Source organism: Paraburkholderia diazotrophica, assembly GCF_900108945.1.
Lineage (GTDB): Bacteria > Pseudomonadota > Gammaproteobacteria > Burkholderiales > Burkholderiaceae > Paraburkholderia > Paraburkholderia diazotrophica.
In genome coordinates this window covers 1-19,003 of sequence record NZ_FNYE01000008.1, presented here as the reverse complement: position 1 = coordinate 19,003, position 19,003 = coordinate 1, and the positions used below count along the sequence as shown (strand labels likewise).

Sequence of the window (19,003 nt, the reverse complement as noted above, 5' to 3'; positions counted from 1 at the left end):
GAACTGACGCGAGTCGCGTCAAAAAAGTCGTGGGGTATTATATGGCAAGACGTTGCCCACCCCGATTTTGTCACCAGCATTTCATGACGCTTCCCCCTGCTTCCTCCGCTTTTTCTGCCACCTCCGCTGCTTCGCGCGCGGATCACCGCCTCGATCTTCTGAGCGCCTGGCTGCGCACTCACGCCGACCGTTACGGACTCGAACTCGCGACGCTCGCGCCCGCTTCCGCCGATGCCAGCTTTCGCCGCTATTTCCGCCTCGCGGGCAGCGGCGCTGACCTCGGCGCGAACGATCCGGCCGTCGCGACGGTCATCGCCGTCGATGCGCCGCCGCCCGAAAAATGCCGTGAATTCGTCCAGATCGCGGGTCTGCTGGCCGACGCGGGCGTGCACGTGCCGCGCGTGCTCGAAGTCGATTTCGATGCGGGCTTCATGCTCGTGACGGATCTGGGCACGCGGTCGTATCTGGGCGCGCTCAAGGAAGGCAGCGCCGGCGACGCGAAAAAACTGATGCGCGATGCGCTCGACACACTGATCCGCTGGCAGCTCGCGTCGCGCGAAGACGTGCTGCCGCCATTCGACGAAGCGTTTCTGCGCCGCGAGATGGAGCTGATGCCCGAGTGGTTTATCGGCCGGCACCTGGGGCGCGAGGTCGACGACAACACGCGCGGCGTGCTCGACCGCACGTTTGCGCTGCTGATCGCGAGCGCGCGCGCGCAGCCGCAGGTCTTCATGCTGCGCGATTTCATGCCGCGCAACCTGATGATCGCGAGCCCGAACCCGGGCGTGCTCGACTTCCAGGACGCGGTGTACGGACCGATCAGCTATGACGTCGCGTCGCTGCTGCGCGATGCGTTCATCAGCTGGGACGAAGAGTTCGAACTGGATTGCTTCGCGTACTACTGGGAGCGCGCGAAGAAAGCCGGCCTGCCCGTCGATGCCGATTTCGGCGCGTTCTATCGCCAGATCGAATGGATGGGTCTGCAACGGCATATCAAGGTGCTCGGCCTGTTCTGCCGGATCAACTATCGCGACAGCAAGCCGCATTACATGGCCGACCTGCCGCGCTTCATCGGCTATGCGCGCAAGGTCGCGGAACGCTACCGGCCGCTCGCGCCGTTCGCGAAACTGCTCGATGACCTCGAAGGCCGCGCCGTCGATGTCGGCTACACCTTCTGACGGACGGGTGAACAACTTGAACAAAGCGATGATCTTCGCCGCCGGACGCGGCGAACGGATGCGTCCACTGACGGACACTTGCCCGAAGCCGCTTTTGAAGGTCGGCGGCAAGGCGCTGATCGAGTGGCAGATCGAACGGCTCGCGCGCGCCGGCTTCACGACCGTCGTGATCAATCATGCGTGGCTCGGCGCGCAGATCGAAGCGGCGCTTGGCGACGGCTCACGGTATGGCCTGTCGCTGCGCTATTCCGCCGAACATGAGCCGCTCGAAACAGCGGGCGGCATTGCGCGCGCGCTGCCGCTGCTCGAAGACGCGGGCAAGCCGGAAGTGTTCGTGGCTGTCAGCGGCGACGTGTACGCGGACTTCGATTACGCGGCGCTGCGTGTGCCTGCCGCGCGGCTTGCCGAAGCTGCCGATGCCGGCATGCATCTGGTGATGGTGCCCAATCCCGCGTTTCATCCGAACGGCGATTTCGCGCTGGGCAGCGACGGTGTGCTGTCACTGGAAGGCGCGCCGCGCTATACGTTCGGCAACATCGGGCTCTACGACACCCGGATGTTTCGCGACCTCGCGCCGGGGACGCGTCGCGCGCTCACGCCGTATTATCGCGAGGCGATTGCACAGAAGCGCGCAAGCGGCGAGCTATATGAAGGGTTGTGGGAGAACGTCGGGACGCCGGCGCAACTCGATGCGCTCGACCGGCAGTTGGTGGGGCAGAACGCCTAACCGTCAGAAGAGCACGCAAGTGGCGCTTTAGCGCCCCTCCCCATTCCCCTGCTCTTCGACCGCTTCTTCGGCGTGCGCCGCGCGCTCCTGCTGCAACGCCCACATCTGCGCGAAGAGCCCGCCCATCAAAATCAGCTCAGCAAACGTGCCGCGTTCGACGATGCGCCCTTTGTCCATCACGATGATCTGCTGCGCATGCACGACCGTCGATAACCTGTGCGCGATGATGAGCGTCGTGCGCTCGCGCGCGATCTGATCGAGTTCGTGCTGGATCGCGCGCTCGGAGCGCGAATCGAGTGCGGACGTCGCTTCGTCGAAGAGCAGAATGGGCGGATTCTTCAACACCGTTCGCGCGATCGCGACGCGCTGCTTCTCGCCGCCCGACAGCTTCAATCCGCGTTCGCCGACGGGTGTCTCGTAGCCCTTCGGCAGGCTCTCGATGAACTCGTGGATGTGCGCGGCGCGCGCCGCCGCGATCACTTCGTCGCGCGTCGCCGTTGGACGTCCATACGCGATGTTGTAGTAGATCGTGTCGTTGAAGAGCACTGTGTCCTGCGGCACGATGCCGATCGACGCCCGCAACGAATCCTGCGTCACGTCGCGAATATCCTGTCCGTCGATACGGATTGCGCCACCCGTCGCGCGGTCCAGATCGTAGAAGCGGAACAGCAGGCGAGCAAGCGTCGATTTGCCCGAGCCGCTATGTCCGACGACAGCCGTCGTCGTGCCCGCCGGAATCGTGAAGCTCACATCGTGCAAAATGGACCGCGACGGTTCATACGCAAAGCTCACGTGCTCGAAGCCGACCTGCGCGCCGCACACGGCGAGCGGCGGCGCATCGGGCGCGTCGGGCACTTCGCGCGACGCGCCGAGCAGCGTGAACATGCGGTCCATGTCGGTGAGACTCTGCTTCAGCTCGCGATACACGACGCCGAGAAAATTCAGCGGAATGTAGAGCTGCAGCATGAACGTATTGATCAGCACGAGATCGCCGAGCGTGAGGCGCCCCGCCATCACGCCTTGCGTCGCGCGCCACAGGATGAACACGAGCCCGGTGCCGATGATCGCCTGCTGGCCGAAGTTCAGCGCCGACAGCGAGTTCTGCGACTTGATCGCCGCCGCGCGATAGCGCTTCAGATTTTCGTCGTAGCGCGTCGCTTCCCACTCTTCGTTGTTGAAGTACTTGACCGTCTCGTAGTTCAACAGCGAATCGATTGCGCGCGAGTTCGCCTTCGAATCGAGTTCGTTCATCGTGCGGCGAAAATGCGTGCGCCACTCGGTCACCTTGACGGTGTACGTGATGTACACGGCCAGCGCGGCGAAAGTGACGAGCGCGTAATACGCCTCGTACTTGACGACGAAAAAGCCCAGCACGAGACCGACTTCGACGAGTGTCGGCAGAATGCTGTACAGCGAGTACGAAATCAGTTGCGTGATGCCGCGCGTGCCGCGTTCGATATCGCGTGACATGCCGCCCGTCTGCCGCTCCAGATGAAAACGCAGCGAAAGCGAATGCAGATGCCGGAACACTTTCAGCGCAAGCTGGCGCACTGCGCTTTCCGTCACCTTCGAGAAGAGAATTTCGCGCAGCTCGGTGAAGAGCGACGTCGACAGCCGCACGACGGCATACGCGACCACCAGCAGCCCGACGCCGCCGAGCAGCACGATGCCGGGCGCATTCGTCGCGCGCCCGAGCGCCGTCAGATGCTGCACCGACGCGAGACTGTCGACGATGCGCTTCATCACGACGGGAACGCCGAGATTCGCGACCTTCGCGCCGATCAGGCAACTGAGCGCCAGCACGACGCGCCACTTGTACGTCGCGAGGTATGGCAGCAGCGAGACGATCGTCTGCCAGTCGTTGCGCGGCTGGTTCGAGATCGGCGGCGGTTCGGACGAAGCGGAATAGCGACGCATGATTGTGTTGTGGGGGAGCCGGCACGCGTTGACGCGTGACTGATGGGAATGTGACGGGCTACGCGCCTGAAACGTCCAGAAGCGCGCTGGAGCCTGATACGCTCCAGCACACGCTTTCCCGTACAATTCCTGATTCGACAATATTGTCGCAGAAGCCGGCTGGCGCCGCTTTCGCAGCGCTGACCCAGCGTCGTTTGCCGTTCCCGTCGTGCCGTTGTCGTGAGATCCGCCGCTGCCGCTGTCGGCTCAACTGATTTTTATGGATACCCCGATGACCGAGACTCTCCAACTCCCGCAGAAACCGTGCGCGCTACGCGTCGTCCCACAACCGTCGGATGCGAACGTCCATGGCGATGTGTTCGGCGGCTGGATCATGGCGCAGGTCGACATTGCCGGCTCGATTCCCGCGAGCCGCCGCGCAAACGGCCGCGTCGCGACAATCGCGGTCAATTCGTTCGTGTTCAAGCAGCCGGTGTTCGTCGGCGATCTGCTGACTTTCTACGCGGATATCGTGAAGACGGGCAACACGTCCGTCACGGTCGACGTCGAGGTCTACGCGCAGCGTATGAGCCTCGCGGAAGAAGTGGTGAAGGTCACGGAAGCGACCCTCACGTATGTCGCGACGGACAGCGATCGCCGTCCGCGCGCACTGCCTCGGCTGGACTGAGGTTCGAACATCGGGACGCCGCCTTGCGTGGCGCGATACGCTTACGCCTGAGGCTCGCGATCAGGCGTCTGCCGCGGCTACGTCCTCGTTTTCCGCGGCATTGTCCGCGCTTCTCTGCAGCATGTCGGGTATCGCGTCGTGCGGCAGCGGCTTCGCAAAGAAGTAACCCTGCATCTCGTCGCACGCACGTTCCTTGAGGAAGTCGAGCTGCGTCGACGTCTCCACGCCTTCCGCGATCACCTGCAGATTCAGCGAGTGCGCCAGCGCGATGATCGCCGACGTGATCGTTTCATCGTCCGACGATTCGCCGATGTCCGACACGAACGATCTGTCGATCTTCAAGCGGTCCACAGGGAAGCGCTTCAGATAGCTCAGGCTCGAATAGCCGGTGCCGAAATCATCGATGGCGAGGCCGATGCCGAGCGCGTGCAATTCGGTGAGCATCGTCACGGCTTCTTCTGCGTTGCGCATGATGGTGCTCTCGGTCAACTCGAGTTCCAGATACTGCGGCTCGAGACCCGTCTCCGCGAGCACCTGCGTCACGAGCTTCGCAATGTCGCGCTGCTGGAACTGCCGCGCCGACAGATTTACCGACACGCGCGCAGGCGGCAGGCCTTCGTCCTGCCAGGCCTTGTTCTGCCGGCACGCTTCGCGCAGCACCCATTCGGACAGCGGCCCGATCAGCCCGCTTTCCTCGGCGACGGGAATGAACTGCGACGGCGGAATCAGACCGACCTCGGGATCGCGCCAGCGCACGAGCGCTTCCATGCCGACCACCTGGCCCGTTTCGATATCGACCTGCGGCTGATAGTGCAGCAGAAATTCGTTGTCGCGCAGCGCGCGGCGCAGACGCCGCTCCATGTTGAGCCGCGCGCCCGCCGACACGTTCATCTCCGGCTGATAGAACTGGAACGTGTTGCGCCCCATGTCTTTCGCGCGATACATCGCGAGATCGGCCTTCTTCATCAGCGTTTCGGCATCTTCGCCGTCTTGCGGGAATAGACTCGCGCCCATGCTGCAGCCGACATACAGCTCCGTGCCGTCGAGCCACACGGGCTCCGAAATCGACGCGCGCACGCGCTCCATCCACGCGATCAGCGACTGCTCGTCGACGGTGTCCGTCATCACGATGACGAACTCGTCGCCGCCATGACGCGCCACCGTATCGCTCGCCCGCGCGCAACGCGCGAGACGGTCCGCGACCACCGACAACAGACGGTCGCCGACGCTGTGCCCCAGGCTATCGTTGACGTTCTTGAAGCCGTCGAGATCGATGAACACGACGGCCACGCCCTTGTGATGCCGCTCCGCGACGATCAGCGCATGTTGCAGGCGGTCGCGCAGCAGATTGCGGTTCGGCAGGCGCGTGAGGCTGTCGTAGTTCGCCTGGTATTCGAGCTGCTCCTGATAGCGGATCAGCGCCGTCACGTCGTTGATGACGGCGATGTGGTGCGTGGTCTGTCCGTCGGTATCGGGCACGGGCGCGATATACAGCTGATTCCAGAACAGCGCGCCGTCCTTGCGGTAGTTGCGCAGCACCGCGCTCACCTCGCGGTTCGCCGCGAGCGCCTGACGGATCGCGGCGATGCCGTCCTGATTGCGGTCGTCGCGCTGCAACAGGCGGCAGTCCTGGCCGATCACTTCCTGCGGATCGTAGCCCGTGATGCGCTTGAACGCCGGGTTCACGTATTCGATCAGATTGCCTTCGTTCGAAGGCGCGGTGATCAGAATCGCGTTGACGCTCGCATCGAGCGCGCGGCTTTGCAGACGTAGCGCGAGATCGGCGCGCTTGCGCTCCGTGATGTCCGTGTACGAGCCGAGCACGCCGATCACGCGGCCCTCGCCGTCGGTGAACGGCAGCTTGCTCGTCATCGTCGTGCGATGCACGCCGTCGATCACCACGTCGGTTTCGAAGTTCATCTTCGGCACGCCCGAGCTCATCACTTCCACATCGTGGTGATGCAACTGGTCGGCGAACGCGCGCCACGGCATGTCCTCGTCCCGCTTGCCGATCACCTGCTCCGGGTACGCGAGCCCCGCATCGCGAGCGAACGCCATGTTGCAGCCGAGATAGCGCAAATCCTTGCCCTTCCAGAAGATGCGCTGCGGGATGTTGTCGATCACCGTTTCGAGCATCTGGTTCGAACGCTGCGCTTCGGCTTCGGCGTTGATCTGTTCGGTGACGTCGTCGGCGAGCACGAAGAGCGCGGGGCGGCCCATGAACGTCATCGCGTGATACGAGATGTCGGCGCTGATCAGCGAGCCGTCCTTGCGGCGGTGATGCCAGATGCCCGCCATCGTGCGCGGACCGCCCGGTGTCGCGTCGCTGCGCTGAAGATGCGAATCGAGCCGCGCGACCTCGGAACCCGGACGGATGTCGCGGATCGTCATCGAAAGAAAGTCGCTCTCCGTGTAGCCGTACTGCTGGACGGCCGCCGCGTTGACGGCGAGAAAGCGCAGCGTGTCGCGATCGAAGATGTACATCGGCACGGGATGCTCTTCGAACAGCCCGCGAAAACGCTCGTCGTTGCGATGCAGTGCCTTCGCGATGCGCAGCTTTTCCCGCGCGACGTTTTCGCGCGCGCCGAACGTGTAGATCAGGAGCCCGCTGCCCGCGAGCATCGTCACGATGAGGACGAGCGTCGCGTACTGCGTGTCGCGCATCGATTCGTCGAGCGCCGCCTTCAGCGCGCGGTCCTCCTCGTCGCGCAGCCGGCCGATGCGCTCGTCGATACCGTCGGATTCCATGCCGAGGCGCGTGTAGGCTTGCGCCGCCCACGCACGCGTGTCGTCGACTCCGGGCGCCATCGTCCCGTCGAGCGCGCGCGCGATGTCCTGCTGGAGACGGCTGCCGTCGGCCGTGAGCCGGCCAAACTCGGCGGCGATCGCCGGTTCGCTCGCCAACTGGTCGCGCAGCGTCTTTTCGAGCTTCGCCAGCGTCGCGGACATCGCCGATCCCGCATTCGCGGGCGCAGGCACGCCCGCCGCCTCGTAGCGGCCGAGCATGGACAGGCCGTGCTCGAGCGTCCCGCGATAAGCTTCGAGATTCTCGCGAATGGCCGTCGAGCGGACCGTTCGCTCATCGGCGTCGCGCTGTCCGCGAATCTGCGTGTACGCGACGAAGGCGTTCGCGCCGACAGCCGCGACGACGACCGCCAGGTTGATCAGCAGTCGCTTCGATAGGAAAGAGATCATAGGTTCCGAACGTCGTTCGATCCTGCAGGCGACACCCGCGAGGAAGCCGTTCTCAGGCGGCGCACGCGGGCGACCCGGACGAAAGACGCGTCGCCGGGCGCAGCGCTCTTACGCGCCATCTTTGGATAACGGCAGCGTTCGGATGAGATTGAGTGTGAAAACGAAAAAATCTTTCGCCGGGATCAGCCGGCGAGACCGAATTCCTTCATCGCGGGCAGGAAATCGTGGTTGCTCGCGCTCTTGCGCGCCAGTTTGGCGAGCACATAACGCTTGAACGGATCGAGCCGCGCCCAGTCGTCGACACCCGGCGGGTTCAGGTTCGCCAGATTCGCCTGATGCAGCACCGTCTCGGGCACGGCCGCCGTGTCGCGCCATGCCGGGTTATCGTCGGGCGTGAACCACTCGGGCTCGACGTTCGCGTGCGTGCGCATCATTTCGAAGAGCGCGTGATCGAAGTTCGGCTCGATCGCCGTGTCCTCGTCGACGGGAAAACGCGCGAGCAACGCGCGGTCTTCGTGCGGCAGCATCTGCCATTGTTCGAGCGAAATCCGCAGCCCGAAACGGTCGAGGTTGAAGCGAACGACCATCGGGATAAATTTCAAATTCTGCGAAGATTCGATCTCGAAGTGGAACAGCAGCGGCGCATCATTGAGTCCCATAGCAGATTCCTCTTGTTCGGCGGCCAACGCGCTAAGCCGGTCTGAGGTATTTTAGAACCTTATTTGCGGCGCGGCGGCCCTGCCGTCGACTGCCGCCCAGCACAGCAACCCTTTGCACGGCACGAGAGGAGCACGCAGGTGAACGAACTGGAAACGGGCGAACAGCCGGGCGTCATCGAGCAATCGGTGCGCCGGCACCGAGGCGGAGCGGTCGAAACCGTCGAAACGGTCGCCGATCATGTCGGCCAGGAGTGGCCCGTTGCGCTCGTCTTCAACGGCATCTCGCATGCGGTGATGATGTGCACGCCGCGCGATCTGGAGGAGTTCGCGGTCGGGTTTGCGATTTCGGAAGGGATCGTCGAGCGCGGCGCACACATTCAGGACATCGAGGTCGAGTTCCGCGACGGCAAATTGCCCCACGCGGAAGTGCAGCTGACCGTCGTGCAGCAGGCGTTCGCCGCGCTGAAGGAGAAGCGCCGCGCGCTGTCCGGCAGAACGGGCTGCGGCGTGTGCGGCATCGAGAGCATCGATCTGCTCGACCTGACGCCCGAACGCATACCCGACACCGGCTTTCTGCAACGGCTCGCGCCCGATGCGATCGCTCGGGCCGCGAAGGAGCTGCCCGCGCATCAGGCGCTCACGAAGATGACGGGCGGGCTGCACGCCGCCGCGTGGTGCGACGCGACGGGCGCGATCCGCTACGCGTTCGAGGACGTCGGCCGCCACAATGCGCTCGACAAGCTGATCGGCCGGCTCGTGCTGGACCGCGTCGATACGACGGACGGCTTCGTGTTCCTGTCGAGCCGCGCGAGCTACGAGCTGGTGCGCAAGGCCGCGCGCGTCGACATTCCGATGGTCGCGACCATTTCGGCGCCGTCGTCGCTCGCCATTACGATTGCGCGCGAAGCGGGCGTGCGGCTCGTGAGCTTCTGCCGCGAGTCGAGTTACGTCGATTACGACACCGTCTGACGACGGCTCGCGCTCACGCGTCCACGCTCAGTCGAACTGCCGGAAGTCCGGCTTGCGCTTCTCGAAGAACGCGTTGAACGCTTCCTTCGCCTCGGGCGCGAGCAGCATCTTCGCGAAGTGCACGGCCTCGTCGGTCATCTGCGTGCGCAGTTCGTGCTGCGCGGCGCGCTTCATCAACTGCTTGGTCACGCGCAGCGACGATGCGGGCAACGCGGCCAGCTTCTGCGCCTGCTGCATCGCAAACGCATCCACTTCGGCGGCGGGCAGCAGCCGGTTCACGAAGCCCATGCGCTGCGCTTCCTTCGCGTCGAAAGCTTCGCCGAGCATCAGCTTTTCGGCGGCCGCCTGATAGCCGGCGACACGCTGCAACAGCAGCGACGACGCCGCTTCCGGGCACAGGCCCAGTTGCGCGAACGGCAGCGAGAACATCGCGGTGTCGGCCGCGTAGACGAAATCGCAATGCAATAGCAGCGTCGTGCCCACGCCGATGGCCGCGCCCGCCACCGACGCCACGAGCGGCTTCTCCGCCGCCGAGATCGCGCGCAGGAACTGGAACACGGGCGAGTCTTCGCTGACGGGCGGCTGTTTCAAGAAGTCTTCGAGATCGTTGCCCGCGCTGAAAATGCCGACGCTGCCGCGGATCAGGATCGCGCGCACCGAAGCATCGTCTTGCGCCTGAACCAGCGCGTCGGCCATCGTCTGATACATCGAGGCCGTGATCGCGTTCTTCTTGTCGGGACGGTTGAAGGCTATCGTCAGCACGTCGGCTGTGCGTTCGACCAGAATGTCCATCTTGTGACTCCTCGACGTTCGTCGGTGTGTTGCGCGTTGCGCGTGCCAGGCGGACCGCCCTCGAATTGCAGCAAAAAGCGGCCCGCAAGCGATAGAGAACGACAGGGGAAACTACAGCCGCTCGATGATCCCCGCCGCCCCCATGCCCGTTCCCACGCACATCGTCACCATCCCGTACTTCAGATTGCGCCGGCGCAGCCCATGCACGACGGTTGCAGCACGAATCGCACCCGTCGCGCCGAGCGGATGACCGAGCGCGATCGCGCCGCCGAGCGGATTGATCTTCGACGGATCGAGTCCGAGGTCGTTGATCACCGCGAGCGACTGAGCAGCAAACGCCTCGTTCAGCTCGATCCAGTCGATATCGTCCTGCTTCAGACCCGCGGCCTTCAGCGCGGCGGGAATCGCTTCCTTCGGACCGATGCCCATGATTTCCGGCGGCACGCCGCGCACGGCGAAGCTGACGAAGCGCGCGAGCGGCGTCAGGTTGAACTGCTTGAGGATCTTTTCCGACACGACGATCAGCGCGCCCGCGCCGTCCGATGTCTGCGAGCTGTTGCCCGCCGTCACCGTGCCCTTGTTCGCGAACACGGTGCGCAGCTTCGCGAGACCTTCCATCGACGTATCGGCGCGCGGGCCTTCGTCGAGCTTCACCTCGCGCGTCTTCACGCTGATTTCGCCCGTCGTCAGATCGGGGAAGCGCTCGGTCAGCGTGTACGGTGCGATCTCGTCGTTGAATTCGCCCGACTGCTGCGCGGCGATCGCCTTGCGATGCGATTCGACCGAGAACTGGTCCTGCTGCTCGCGGCTCACCTTCCAGCGCTCCGCGACCTTCTCCGCCGTGAGGCCCATCCCGTAAGCGATGCCGACGTCCTCATTGCGGTCGAAGATATGCGGCGACAGCGACGGCTTGTTGCCCATCATCGGCACCATGCTCATCGATTCGCAGCCGCCCGCGATCATCACGTCCGATTCGCCGACGCGAATGCGGTCCGCCGCCATCGCGAGCGCCGTCACGCCCGATGCGCAGAAGCGGTTCACCGTCACGCCGCCGACCGTGCTCGGCAGGCCCGCGAGCAACGCGCCCATCCGCGCGACGTTGAGCCCCTGCTCCGCTTCGGGAATCGCGCAGCCGACGATCGCATCTTCGATCAGCGACGTATCGAGGCCTGGCACCTGCGCGACAGCCGACCGGATCGCATGCACCAGCAGTTCATCGGGGCGCGTGTTCTTGAACATTCCGCGCGGCGCCTTGCCGATCGGTGTGCGGCTCGCGGCGACGATATAGGCGTCTTGCAATTGCTTTGTCATTTGAGGCTCCCTCAGTTGCGCACCGGCTTGCCCGTTTGCAGCATGCCCATGATCCGTTCTTGCGTCTTCTGCGTGCCGAGCAGCTCGACGAACGCACGACGTTCGAGCGTCAGCAGCCATTCTTCGTCGACGAGGCTGCCTGCTTCGACGTCGCCGCCGCACATCGCTTCCGCGATGCGGCTCGCGATCAGGTAATCGTGATCGCTGATGAAGCGGCCGTCGCGCATGTTGACGAGCGACGCCTTGATCGTCGAAATCGCCGAGCGGCCGGCGACGGGCACCTGCGTCACGCGCAGCGGCGGGCGATATCCCGCGGCGGCCAGCGCGCGCGCTTCCTTCTTCGCGGTGTCGAGCAGTTCGAAGACGTTGAAGACGATCGTGTCCGACGGCTTCAGATAACCCATCGCGCGGGCGTCGAGCGCGGAGCCCGAGACTTTCGCCATCGCCGCGTTTTCGAACGGCTTTTGCAGGAACTTCAGCAGATCGTTCGTCGCGCCGGCCTGCGTCGCGGCTTCGGCGGCACGCAATGCGGCTTCCTTCAGGCCGCCGCCCGCCGGCACGAGACCGACGCCCACTTCGACGAGACCGATATAGCTCTCGATATGCGCGACGCGCTTCGCGCTGTGCAGCACGAGTTCGCATCCGCCGCCGAGCGCAATGCCCGACACGGCCGCGACCACGGGTACGTTCGAATACTTGACGCGCAGCATGCCCTGCTGGAATTTCTTCACAAACGGCTCAATGCCCTTCGCGCCGCCCATCATGAACGCGGGCATCGCTTCTTCCAGGTTCGCGCCCGCCGAGAACGGACCGCCCGGCGCGCCGAGCTTCAGCGACGTCGGCTGCCAGATCACGACGGCCTTGTAGTCCTGCTCGGCGACATCGATGGCCTGCACGAGGCCGTCGATCACCGACGGTCCGATCGTGTTCATCTTGCTCTTGAACGACACGATCAGGACGTCGCTTTCACCCGCGCGATCGTCGACCCACGCGCGCACGGCATCCGTCTCGAACACGGTCTTGCCGTAGGTCTTCGGATCGGCGCCCGTTTCACCCGCGAGCGGCGCGCGGAACACCTGCTTGTCGTACACGGACAGCGACGAGCGCGGCACGAAGCGCTGTTCAGCCGGCGACCACGAGCCTTCGTTCGTGTGCACGCCGCCCTGTTCGGCGACGGGGCCTTCGAGCACCCACGCGGGCAGCGGCGCATTCGACAGCGCCTTGCCCGCTGCGATGTCTTCCTGCACCCACCCGGCGACCTGCTTCCAGCCGGCCGTCTGCCAGCCCTCGAACGGGCCTTCGTTCCAGCCGAAGCCCCAGCGGATCGCGAGATCGACGTCGCGCGCGTTGTCGGCGATCGATTCCAGATGCACGCCGATGTAGTGAAACACGTCGCGGAAGATCGCCCACAGGAACTGGGCCTGCGGATGCTGCGTTTCGCGCAAGAGCTTCAGACGTTCGGCAGGCGGCCGCTTCAGAATGCGGCCGACCAGTTCGTCGACCTTCGCACCGCCGTCGATATAGCTGCCCGTCTTCGCGTCGAGCACCTTGATCGCCTTGCCTTCCTTCCGGTAGAAACCCGCGCCCGTCTTCTGGCCGAGCGCGCCCTGCTTCACCAGTCCGGCCAGCACGGCGGGCGTTTCGTAGACCGGGAAGAACGGATCGTCCGCGAGGTTGTCCTGCATCGTCTTGATGACGTGCGCCATCGTGTCGAGACCCACGACGTCCGCCGTGCGGAACGTCGCCGACTTCGCGCGGCCCAGGCGGCTGCCCGTCAGATCGTCGACTTCATCGAAGCGCAAGCCGAACTTCGCGGCCTCCGCGATCACCGCGAGGATCGAGAAAACGCCGACGCGGTTCGCGATGAAGTTCGGCGTGTCCTTCGCGCGCACGACGCCCTTGCCGACGACGCTCGTCAGGAACGTTTCGAGTTGATCGAGGATTTCCGGGCGCGTCGCCGTGGTCGGGATCAGCTCGACCAGATGCATGTAGCGCGGCGGATTGAAGAAGTGCACGCCGCAAAAGCGCGCCTTCAGTTCGTCGGAGAAGCCATTCGACAATTCCGTGATCGACAGGCCCGACGTGTTCGTCGCGAAGATCGCGTTCGCGCCGATGTGCGGCGAGACTGTCCTGTAGAGATCGTGCTTCCAGTCCATGCGTTCGGCGATCGCTTCGATCACCACGTCGCATTCGGCGAGCTTTTCGATGTCGTCGTCGTAGTTGGCGGGCTGGATGTATTGCGCGTCGTCCTTCACGCCGAACGGCGCCGGCGACAGCTTCTTCAGGTTCTCGATCGCCTTCAATGCGATGCCGTTCTTCGGGCCTTCCTTTGCAGGCAGATCGAACAGCAGCACGGGCACTCTGGCGTTGATCAGGTGCGCAGCGATCTGCGCGCCCATCACGCCGGCGCCGAGCACGGCGACCTTGCGAATGATCAGATTGCTCACGTCGTTCCTCCGGGGAGTGATGCGGTGTCGCGAGTGGCCGCGTGAAGGCGCACGCAGCCTCCTTGACGCGGTGTATGTGAGAGAGCGGAGCGGCGGCGCATGGCGTGACGATCGATGCGCCGCCTGCGATGGCTTTAGAACAGCGCTTCGTCGATGTCCATCAACGTCTTCGAGCCGGCGCGCGCGGCGCGGATCGTCGAAGCCGTTTCGGGCAGCAGCTTCGCGAAGTAGAAACGCGCAGTGGCGAGCTTCGACTTGTAGAACGGATCGCCGGACGCTTCGTTGTCGAGCGCGACGCGCGCCATGCGGGCCCAGAAGTATGAAAACACCAGATGGCCGACGGTGCGCAGATACGGCACGGCCGCCGCGCCCACTTCATCCGGGTTCTGCATCGCCTTCATGCCGATTTCCATCGTCAGCTTCTGCACCTTGTCGCCGATATCCGCGAGCGGATTGACGAACTCCTGCATCTCCGGCTTGATCCCTTCGGCTTCGACGAAATCCGTCACCAGCTTGCCGAACTTCTTGAGCTTGGCGCCCATGTCGCCGAGCACCTTGCGGCCCAGCAGATCGAGCGACTGAACCGTGTTCGTGCCTTCGTAGATCATGTTGATCCGCGCGTCGCGCACGTACTGCTCCATGCCCCATTCGGCGATATAGCCGTGGCCGCCGAACACCTGCATCGCGAGGTTCGTGCCTTCGAACGCGTTGTCCGACAGGAACGCCTTCAGGATCGGCGTGAGCAGCGCGACGAGATCGGCGGCTTCCTTGCGCACCGCTTCGTCCTGATGCGACAGCTCCTTGTCGATATGCAGCGCCGACCAGTACGAGAACGCGCGCGCGCCTTCCGCGTACGCCTTCTGCGTGAGCAGCATGCGGCGCACGTCCGGGTGGACGATGATCGGGTCGGCGGCCTTGTCGGGCGCCTTCGGGCCCGACAGCGAGCGCATCTGCAGACGCTCCTTCGCATATGCAAGCGAGTTCTGATACGCGACTTCCGTCAGGCCGAGGCTCTGCATGCCGACGCCAAGACGTGCCGCGTTCATCATCACGAACATCGCGTTGAGGCCCTTGTTCGGCTCGCCGACCATCCAGCCCTTCGCGTTGTCGAGATTGATCACGCACGTAGCGTTGCCGTGAATGCCCATCTTGTTCTCGATCGAGCCGCACTTCACGCCGTTGCGCGCGCCGGGGTTGCCGCTCGCGTCCGGCACGAACTTCGGCACGATGAAAAGCGAGATGCCCTTCGTGCCGTTCGGTGCATCCGGCAGACGCGCGAGCACGAGGTGAACGATGTTGTCGGCGAGATCGTGTTCGCCGCTGGAGATGAAGATCTTCGTGCCGCTGATCGCGTACGAGCCGTCGCCATTCGGCTCGGCCTTCGTGCGCAGAATACCGAGGTCGGTGCCGCAATGCGGCTCGGTCAGGCACATCGTGCCCGTCCATTGACCCGACACGAGCTTCGGCAGATACGCCTGTTGCAGCTCCGGCGTGCCGTGCGCGTGCAGGCACTCGTACGCGCCGTGCGACAGGCCGGGGTACATCGTCCACGCCTGGTTCGCGGAGTTCAGCATCTCATACAGCGCATTGTTGACGAACGCGGGCAGGCCCTGACCGCCGTACTCGGGATCGCAGCCGAGCGCGGGCCAGCCCGCCTCGACGTACTGGCGATACGCTTCCTTGAAGCCCTTCGGCGTGGTGACGACGCCATCGCCTTCGTACTTGCAGCCTTCCTGATCGCCGCTCTGGTTCAGCGGGAAGACCACCTCCGAGCAGAATTTGCCGGCTTCCTCCAGCACCTGATTGATCGTGTCGGCATCGAGATCCGCGTGCCTGGGCATCTGCTTGATCTCGGCTTCGACGTTCAGCAGCTCGTGCAATACGAATTGCATGTCGCGCAACGGCGCGGCGTACTGTCCCATGAGTCTCTCCAGTCAATCCAAAGGTGTTGGCTCAAGCGTGGCAGCCAGCCTCCCGCCGTTTGGATCCGATGGACCCAGCCAGCCCCGCTAGCGGCTCGCGCTCTCGCTCTGACGCGAAACAATCAGTTTTTCCAGCGCGGCCCACGTGAGGCGCACGGCATCTGGCAGATGCAGAAAGCGCGCGTCGTGATGCAGGCCGAGCGTGAAGCTATACAGTTCGAAGAGCATCAGTTGCGAGTCCGTGTCTGCGCGCAGATGCCCTTCTTCGATTGCCTGCGAAATGGCTCGCGTGAGCGCTGCGCGCCACATCTGCACGCTCGCCACCAGCTGCTCGCGCACCGCACTGTCCGCGCGATCGTCGTACTCGACCGCGCCGCTGATGTAGATGCATCCAGTCGTGACTTCCTGGACGCGCTTCTCGATCCAGCGCGAGAGCATCGCCCGCAAGCGCGGCAAGCCACGGGGCTCGCGCAGACTCGGGAAGAACACCTCGTCTTCAAAACGACGGTGATATTCGCGCACGACCTCGACCTGCAAGTCCTCGCGCGACCCGAAATGCGCGAACACTCCGCTCTTGCTCATCTGCATACGCTCGGCCAGCAGGCCAATCGTCAGACCTTCCAGTCCGTCGCGGCTTGCCAGATCGAGTGCTGCATCGAGAATCGCGGCTCGCGTTTGTTCGCCTTTTCGCATAGCTGTGTACCGTCTGATTTGATCGAAAGGAAAAATCGAACGGTCGTACCATTATTGGGCGTGACCGTCCGCGAAACAAGGAATTTATTAGAAACGGGTTTCTAACGACGCTTCGATTTTCCGTCATTCGTCTATAGGACGATGCGGAATTTTTTAGAATCATTTACCGGAACGAGTCTGAGTTGTCTTCGATTTGTGTTTTCTGCGCGCTGCCGATCGTATTTTGTCTGCGCTTTTTCGATGTTTCCAGCCTGCCTTCCGATCGTTCGTCTAATCGTAGCCGCCGACCGTCAGCAGCTTCATCGCCAGCCGATAGGTGTTGTATGCGAACCAGTTGAGCAGCCGCTCGCCGGCGGGACGCGACTCGTAGTGCTTTTCGTCGATGCGGCGCGATTCGTCGAACGCCGCGAGGATCGCGTCGCGCAACTGGTCGATTTCGGGATGGAGCACGAGTACGACGTTGGCTTCGTTATTCAGCACGAGGCTCAGCGCGTCGAGATTCGACGAGCCGACGGTGCCCCAATTCGAATCGACGACGGCCACCTTGCCGTGGAGCATGGTCCTTTCGTACTCGGCGATCTTCACGCCCGCCTTCAGCAGCGAGCGATACAGGAACGGCACCGCGTAATCGAGCGCGGCAAACTCCTTTCTGCCGATCACGAGACGCACGTCGACGCCGCGCTGCGCCGCGAAGATCAGCGCGCGCCGCAGCTTGCGGCCGGGCATGAAGTACGGATTGGCGAGCAGCACTTCGGAGCGCGCCTGGCCGATCGCCGTCAGATACGCCTTCTCGATCGCGCGCCGGTTGACGAAGTTGTCACGCGCGACGAACGCGACGCACGGCTCGGCCATCGCACGCATGTCGGCATTGCGGGCGCTCCTCGTGCTCTGGCGCGCGCGCACGAAGCGCGCGGTCGCGGCGCGCGGCGTCGGGGCGCCGACGGGCGGCGGCGTCAGCGCGGGCCGGTGGCCGATGCGAATGCGCTCCCATTGCACGTCGAATGCCTCGCGCACGTCGGCCACTACGGGTCCTTGCAGTTCGACCGCAAAATCCCAGCGCGGATAAGGCAGGCGCATGCCGTTCTGATCGTAGTCGTCGACGATATTGATGCCGCCGCACCACGCGAACGCGTCGTCGACCACGGCGAGCTTGCGGTGCGTGCGCGAAAAGCCGAAGCGTCCGAACAGATGCGGGTTGTAGATGCGATGCTCGACGCCCGCCAGGGTCCAGTCGTTGAACATCGCGAGGCGCTCGGTGCCGATGCCATCGGTGATCACGCGCACGCGGACGCCGCGTGTAGCGGCACGTATCAGCGCATCGGAGACGGAGCGGCCCGCCGCGTCGTCGCAGAAGATATAGGTTTCCAGCACAACGTCGCATTGCGCGGCGTCGATGCGCTCGACCAGCGAGGCAAAGAACGGCTCCCCCTCGGTGAACAGGCGAATCTCGTTGCCAGTACAAAAGCGATACCTGGACCCGTAGCGCCGACCGGGCAGATGCTGGGTCAGTCGCGCAAAGCGGCGGCCACCGCCGCCGCTCATCGGCAACGCTCCTTCACGCGTTGCGGCAGTCGCAGGATTGCGTCGCGGTTGGACCACGAGAAGCAGCGCTCGGCGGCCTCCTGCCAGGGCAGCCACAGATGCGCGGTATGTTCGAGCGGCGCGAGCGTCACTTCGAGACGCTCAGGCACCTGCAGGCTGAACCAGTGCTCGACGTTGTGCGTGACGCCTTCCGCATAGCGATGGCGCCACGTCGAAAAGATTTCGAACTCGATGTGATGGTGCCAGTCGACGAGCGCCTCGCGCGGGACGAGATCGCCGCCGATCACGATGCCCGTCTCTTCCGCCACTTCGCGGATCGCCGTTTCCGCGATCGGCTCGTCGATGCGCTCTTTCGAGCCCGTCACCGATTGCCAGAACCCCTCCCGATCGGCTCGTTCGATAAGCAGCACGTCGAGTTGGGGCGTGTGAATGACGACGAGTACGGATTCCGGAATCTTTGGCGGTTTCGGCATGGTGATAAAGCGGCGCGGGAGTCGCGCAATCGCATGTCGGGAGGCGTAGCTTTCAGTGACTGTAACGCAAAAAACGAAAAAGGCGCATCACGCGCCTTCTTCGTTCGTTGTTTCGCGCGCCCGCCGTTGTTTTAGCGGCGCGTCGCGCTAAGGCAATGCTGATTAAGTCCACCGCTTGTGCGCATCAAGCGTTATAGAGTGCACAAGCAACGAGAAAGGCAAAAGGCAATGAAGCAGCAGACGCTCGCAATGGCCGCGGATCAAGGCGCGGGGTTTGAGACCCGACGCAAACGCACGCGACGCGACGAGTTTCTTGACACGATGAACACGATCGTTCCGTGGACCGAACTGTGCGCGGTAATCGAGCCGTACTATCCGAAACGCGGTAACGGTCGACCGCCGATTGGTTTGGAGCGCATGCTGCGGATTCACTTCGTGCAACACTGGTTCAATCTGGCCGACTTCGCTTGCGAAGAGGCTTTGTATGACAGCACTAGCCTGCGTCGTTTTG

15 protein-coding genes are annotated in these 19,003 nt (G+C 63.9%); 5 read left to right on the top strand and 10 right to left on the bottom strand.

Annotation, left to right across the window (positions count from 1 at the left end; all coding sequences use genetic code 11):
* Positions 1–83: 83 nt before the first annotated feature.
* On the top strand, positions 84–1,178 hold the full coding sequence (locus tag BMW76_RS12645) for an aminoglycoside phosphotransferase family protein (RefSeq protein ID WP_090865481.1): 1,095 nt from the start codon (positions 84–86) through the stop codon (positions 1,176–1,178).
* On the top strand, positions 1,159–1,905 hold the full coding sequence (gene murU / locus BMW76_RS12640) for an N-acetylmuramate alpha-1-phosphate uridylyltransferase MurU (protein WP_245763209.1): 747 nt from the start codon (positions 1,159–1,161) through the stop codon (positions 1,903–1,905). The genes BMW76_RS12645 and murU overlap by 20 nt, the downstream gene beginning before the upstream one ends.
* A gap of 27 nt (positions 1,906–1,932) precedes the next feature.
* On the opposite strand, the gene BMW76_RS12635 is transcribed toward murU, so the two are convergent.
* The gene (locus tag BMW76_RS12635) at positions 1,933–3,822 is read right to left on the bottom strand and encodes an ABCB family ABC transporter ATP-binding protein/permease (RefSeq protein WP_090865479.1); all 1,890 of its coding nucleotides are present in this window, start codon (positions 3,820–3,822) and stop codon (positions 1,933–1,935) included.
* A 271-nt stretch (positions 3,823–4,093) separates the two neighbouring features.
* Between BMW76_RS12635 and BMW76_RS12630 the strand changes: the two genes are divergently transcribed.
* Complete coding sequence (locus tag BMW76_RS12630; RefSeq protein ID WP_090865478.1) at positions 4,094–4,489, top strand: acyl-CoA thioesterase; 396 nt, start codon at positions 4,094–4,096, stop codon at positions 4,487–4,489.
* 60 nt (positions 4,490–4,549) lie between these two features.
* Here BMW76_RS12630 and BMW76_RS12625 read toward each other — a convergent pair whose 3' ends face one another.
* Both BMW76_RS12625 and BMW76_RS12620 read right to left on the bottom strand, forming a co-directional pair.
* Complete coding sequence (locus tag BMW76_RS12625) at positions 4,550–7,684, bottom strand: sensor domain-containing protein (RefSeq protein WP_090865477.1); 3,135 nt, start codon at positions 7,682–7,684, stop codon at positions 4,550–4,552.
* Positions 7,685–7,866: 182 nt separating this feature from the next.
* On the bottom strand, positions 7,867–8,343 hold the full coding sequence (locus BMW76_RS12620) for a nitrate reductase associated protein (RefSeq protein WP_090865476.1): 477 nt from the start codon (positions 8,341–8,343) through the stop codon (positions 7,867–7,869).
* Between the two features lie 138 nt (positions 8,344–8,481).
* On the opposite strand from BMW76_RS12620, the gene fdhD reads away from it, so the two are divergent.
* Complete coding sequence (fdhD, locus tag BMW76_RS12615; RefSeq protein ID WP_090865475.1) at positions 8,482–9,312, top strand: formate dehydrogenase accessory sulfurtransferase FdhD; 831 nt, start codon at positions 8,482–8,484, stop codon at positions 9,310–9,312.
* 27 nt (positions 9,313–9,339) lie between these two features.
* On the opposite strand, the gene BMW76_RS12610 is transcribed toward fdhD, so the two are convergent.
* The 7 genes from BMW76_RS12610 to nudB form a co-directional block, all read right to left on the bottom strand.
* Positions 9,340–10,104: an enoyl-CoA hydratase gene (locus BMW76_RS12610; protein ID WP_090865474.1), complete on the bottom strand. Its 765-nt coding sequence runs from the start codon at positions 10,102–10,104 to the stop codon at positions 9,340–9,342.
* A 111-nt stretch (positions 10,105–10,215) separates the two neighbouring features.
* Complete coding sequence (locus tag BMW76_RS12605; protein WP_090865473.1) at positions 10,216–11,415, bottom strand: acetyl-CoA C-acyltransferase; 1,200 nt, start codon at positions 11,413–11,415, stop codon at positions 10,216–10,218.
* 11 nt (positions 11,416–11,426) lie between these two features.
* A complete protein-coding gene (locus BMW76_RS12600; protein ID WP_090865472.1) occupies positions 11,427–13,862 on the bottom strand; it encodes a 3-hydroxyacyl-CoA dehydrogenase/enoyl-CoA hydratase family protein in 2,436 nt (811 codons plus the stop codon).
* 134 nt (positions 13,863–13,996) lie between these two features.
* A complete protein-coding gene (locus BMW76_RS12595; protein ID WP_090865471.1) occupies positions 13,997–15,784 on the bottom strand; it encodes an acyl-CoA dehydrogenase C-terminal domain-containing protein in 1,788 nt (595 codons plus the stop codon).
* Between the two features lie 87 nt (positions 15,785–15,871).
* A complete protein-coding gene (locus BMW76_RS12590; protein ID WP_090865470.1) occupies positions 15,872–16,477 on the bottom strand; it encodes a TetR/AcrR family transcriptional regulator in 606 nt (201 codons plus the stop codon).
* A gap of 270 nt (positions 16,478–16,747) precedes the next feature.
* A complete protein-coding gene (clsB, locus tag BMW76_RS12585) occupies positions 16,748–18,019 on the bottom strand; it encodes a cardiolipin synthase ClsB (RefSeq protein ID WP_090865469.1) in 1,272 nt (423 codons plus the stop codon).
* Positions 18,016–18,492, bottom strand: a complete 477-nt coding sequence (gene nudB, locus BMW76_RS12580; protein WP_090865468.1) for a dihydroneopterin triphosphate diphosphatase — start codon at positions 18,490–18,492, stop codon at positions 18,016–18,018. Before nudB ends, clsB begins: the two co-directional genes overlap by 4 nt.
* A gap of 228 nt (positions 18,493–18,720) precedes the next feature.
* Between nudB and BMW76_RS12575 the strand changes: the two genes are divergently transcribed.
* The coding region (locus BMW76_RS12575) for a transposase (protein WP_143062256.1) at positions 18,721–19,003 on the top strand (283 nt) is incomplete at its 3' end.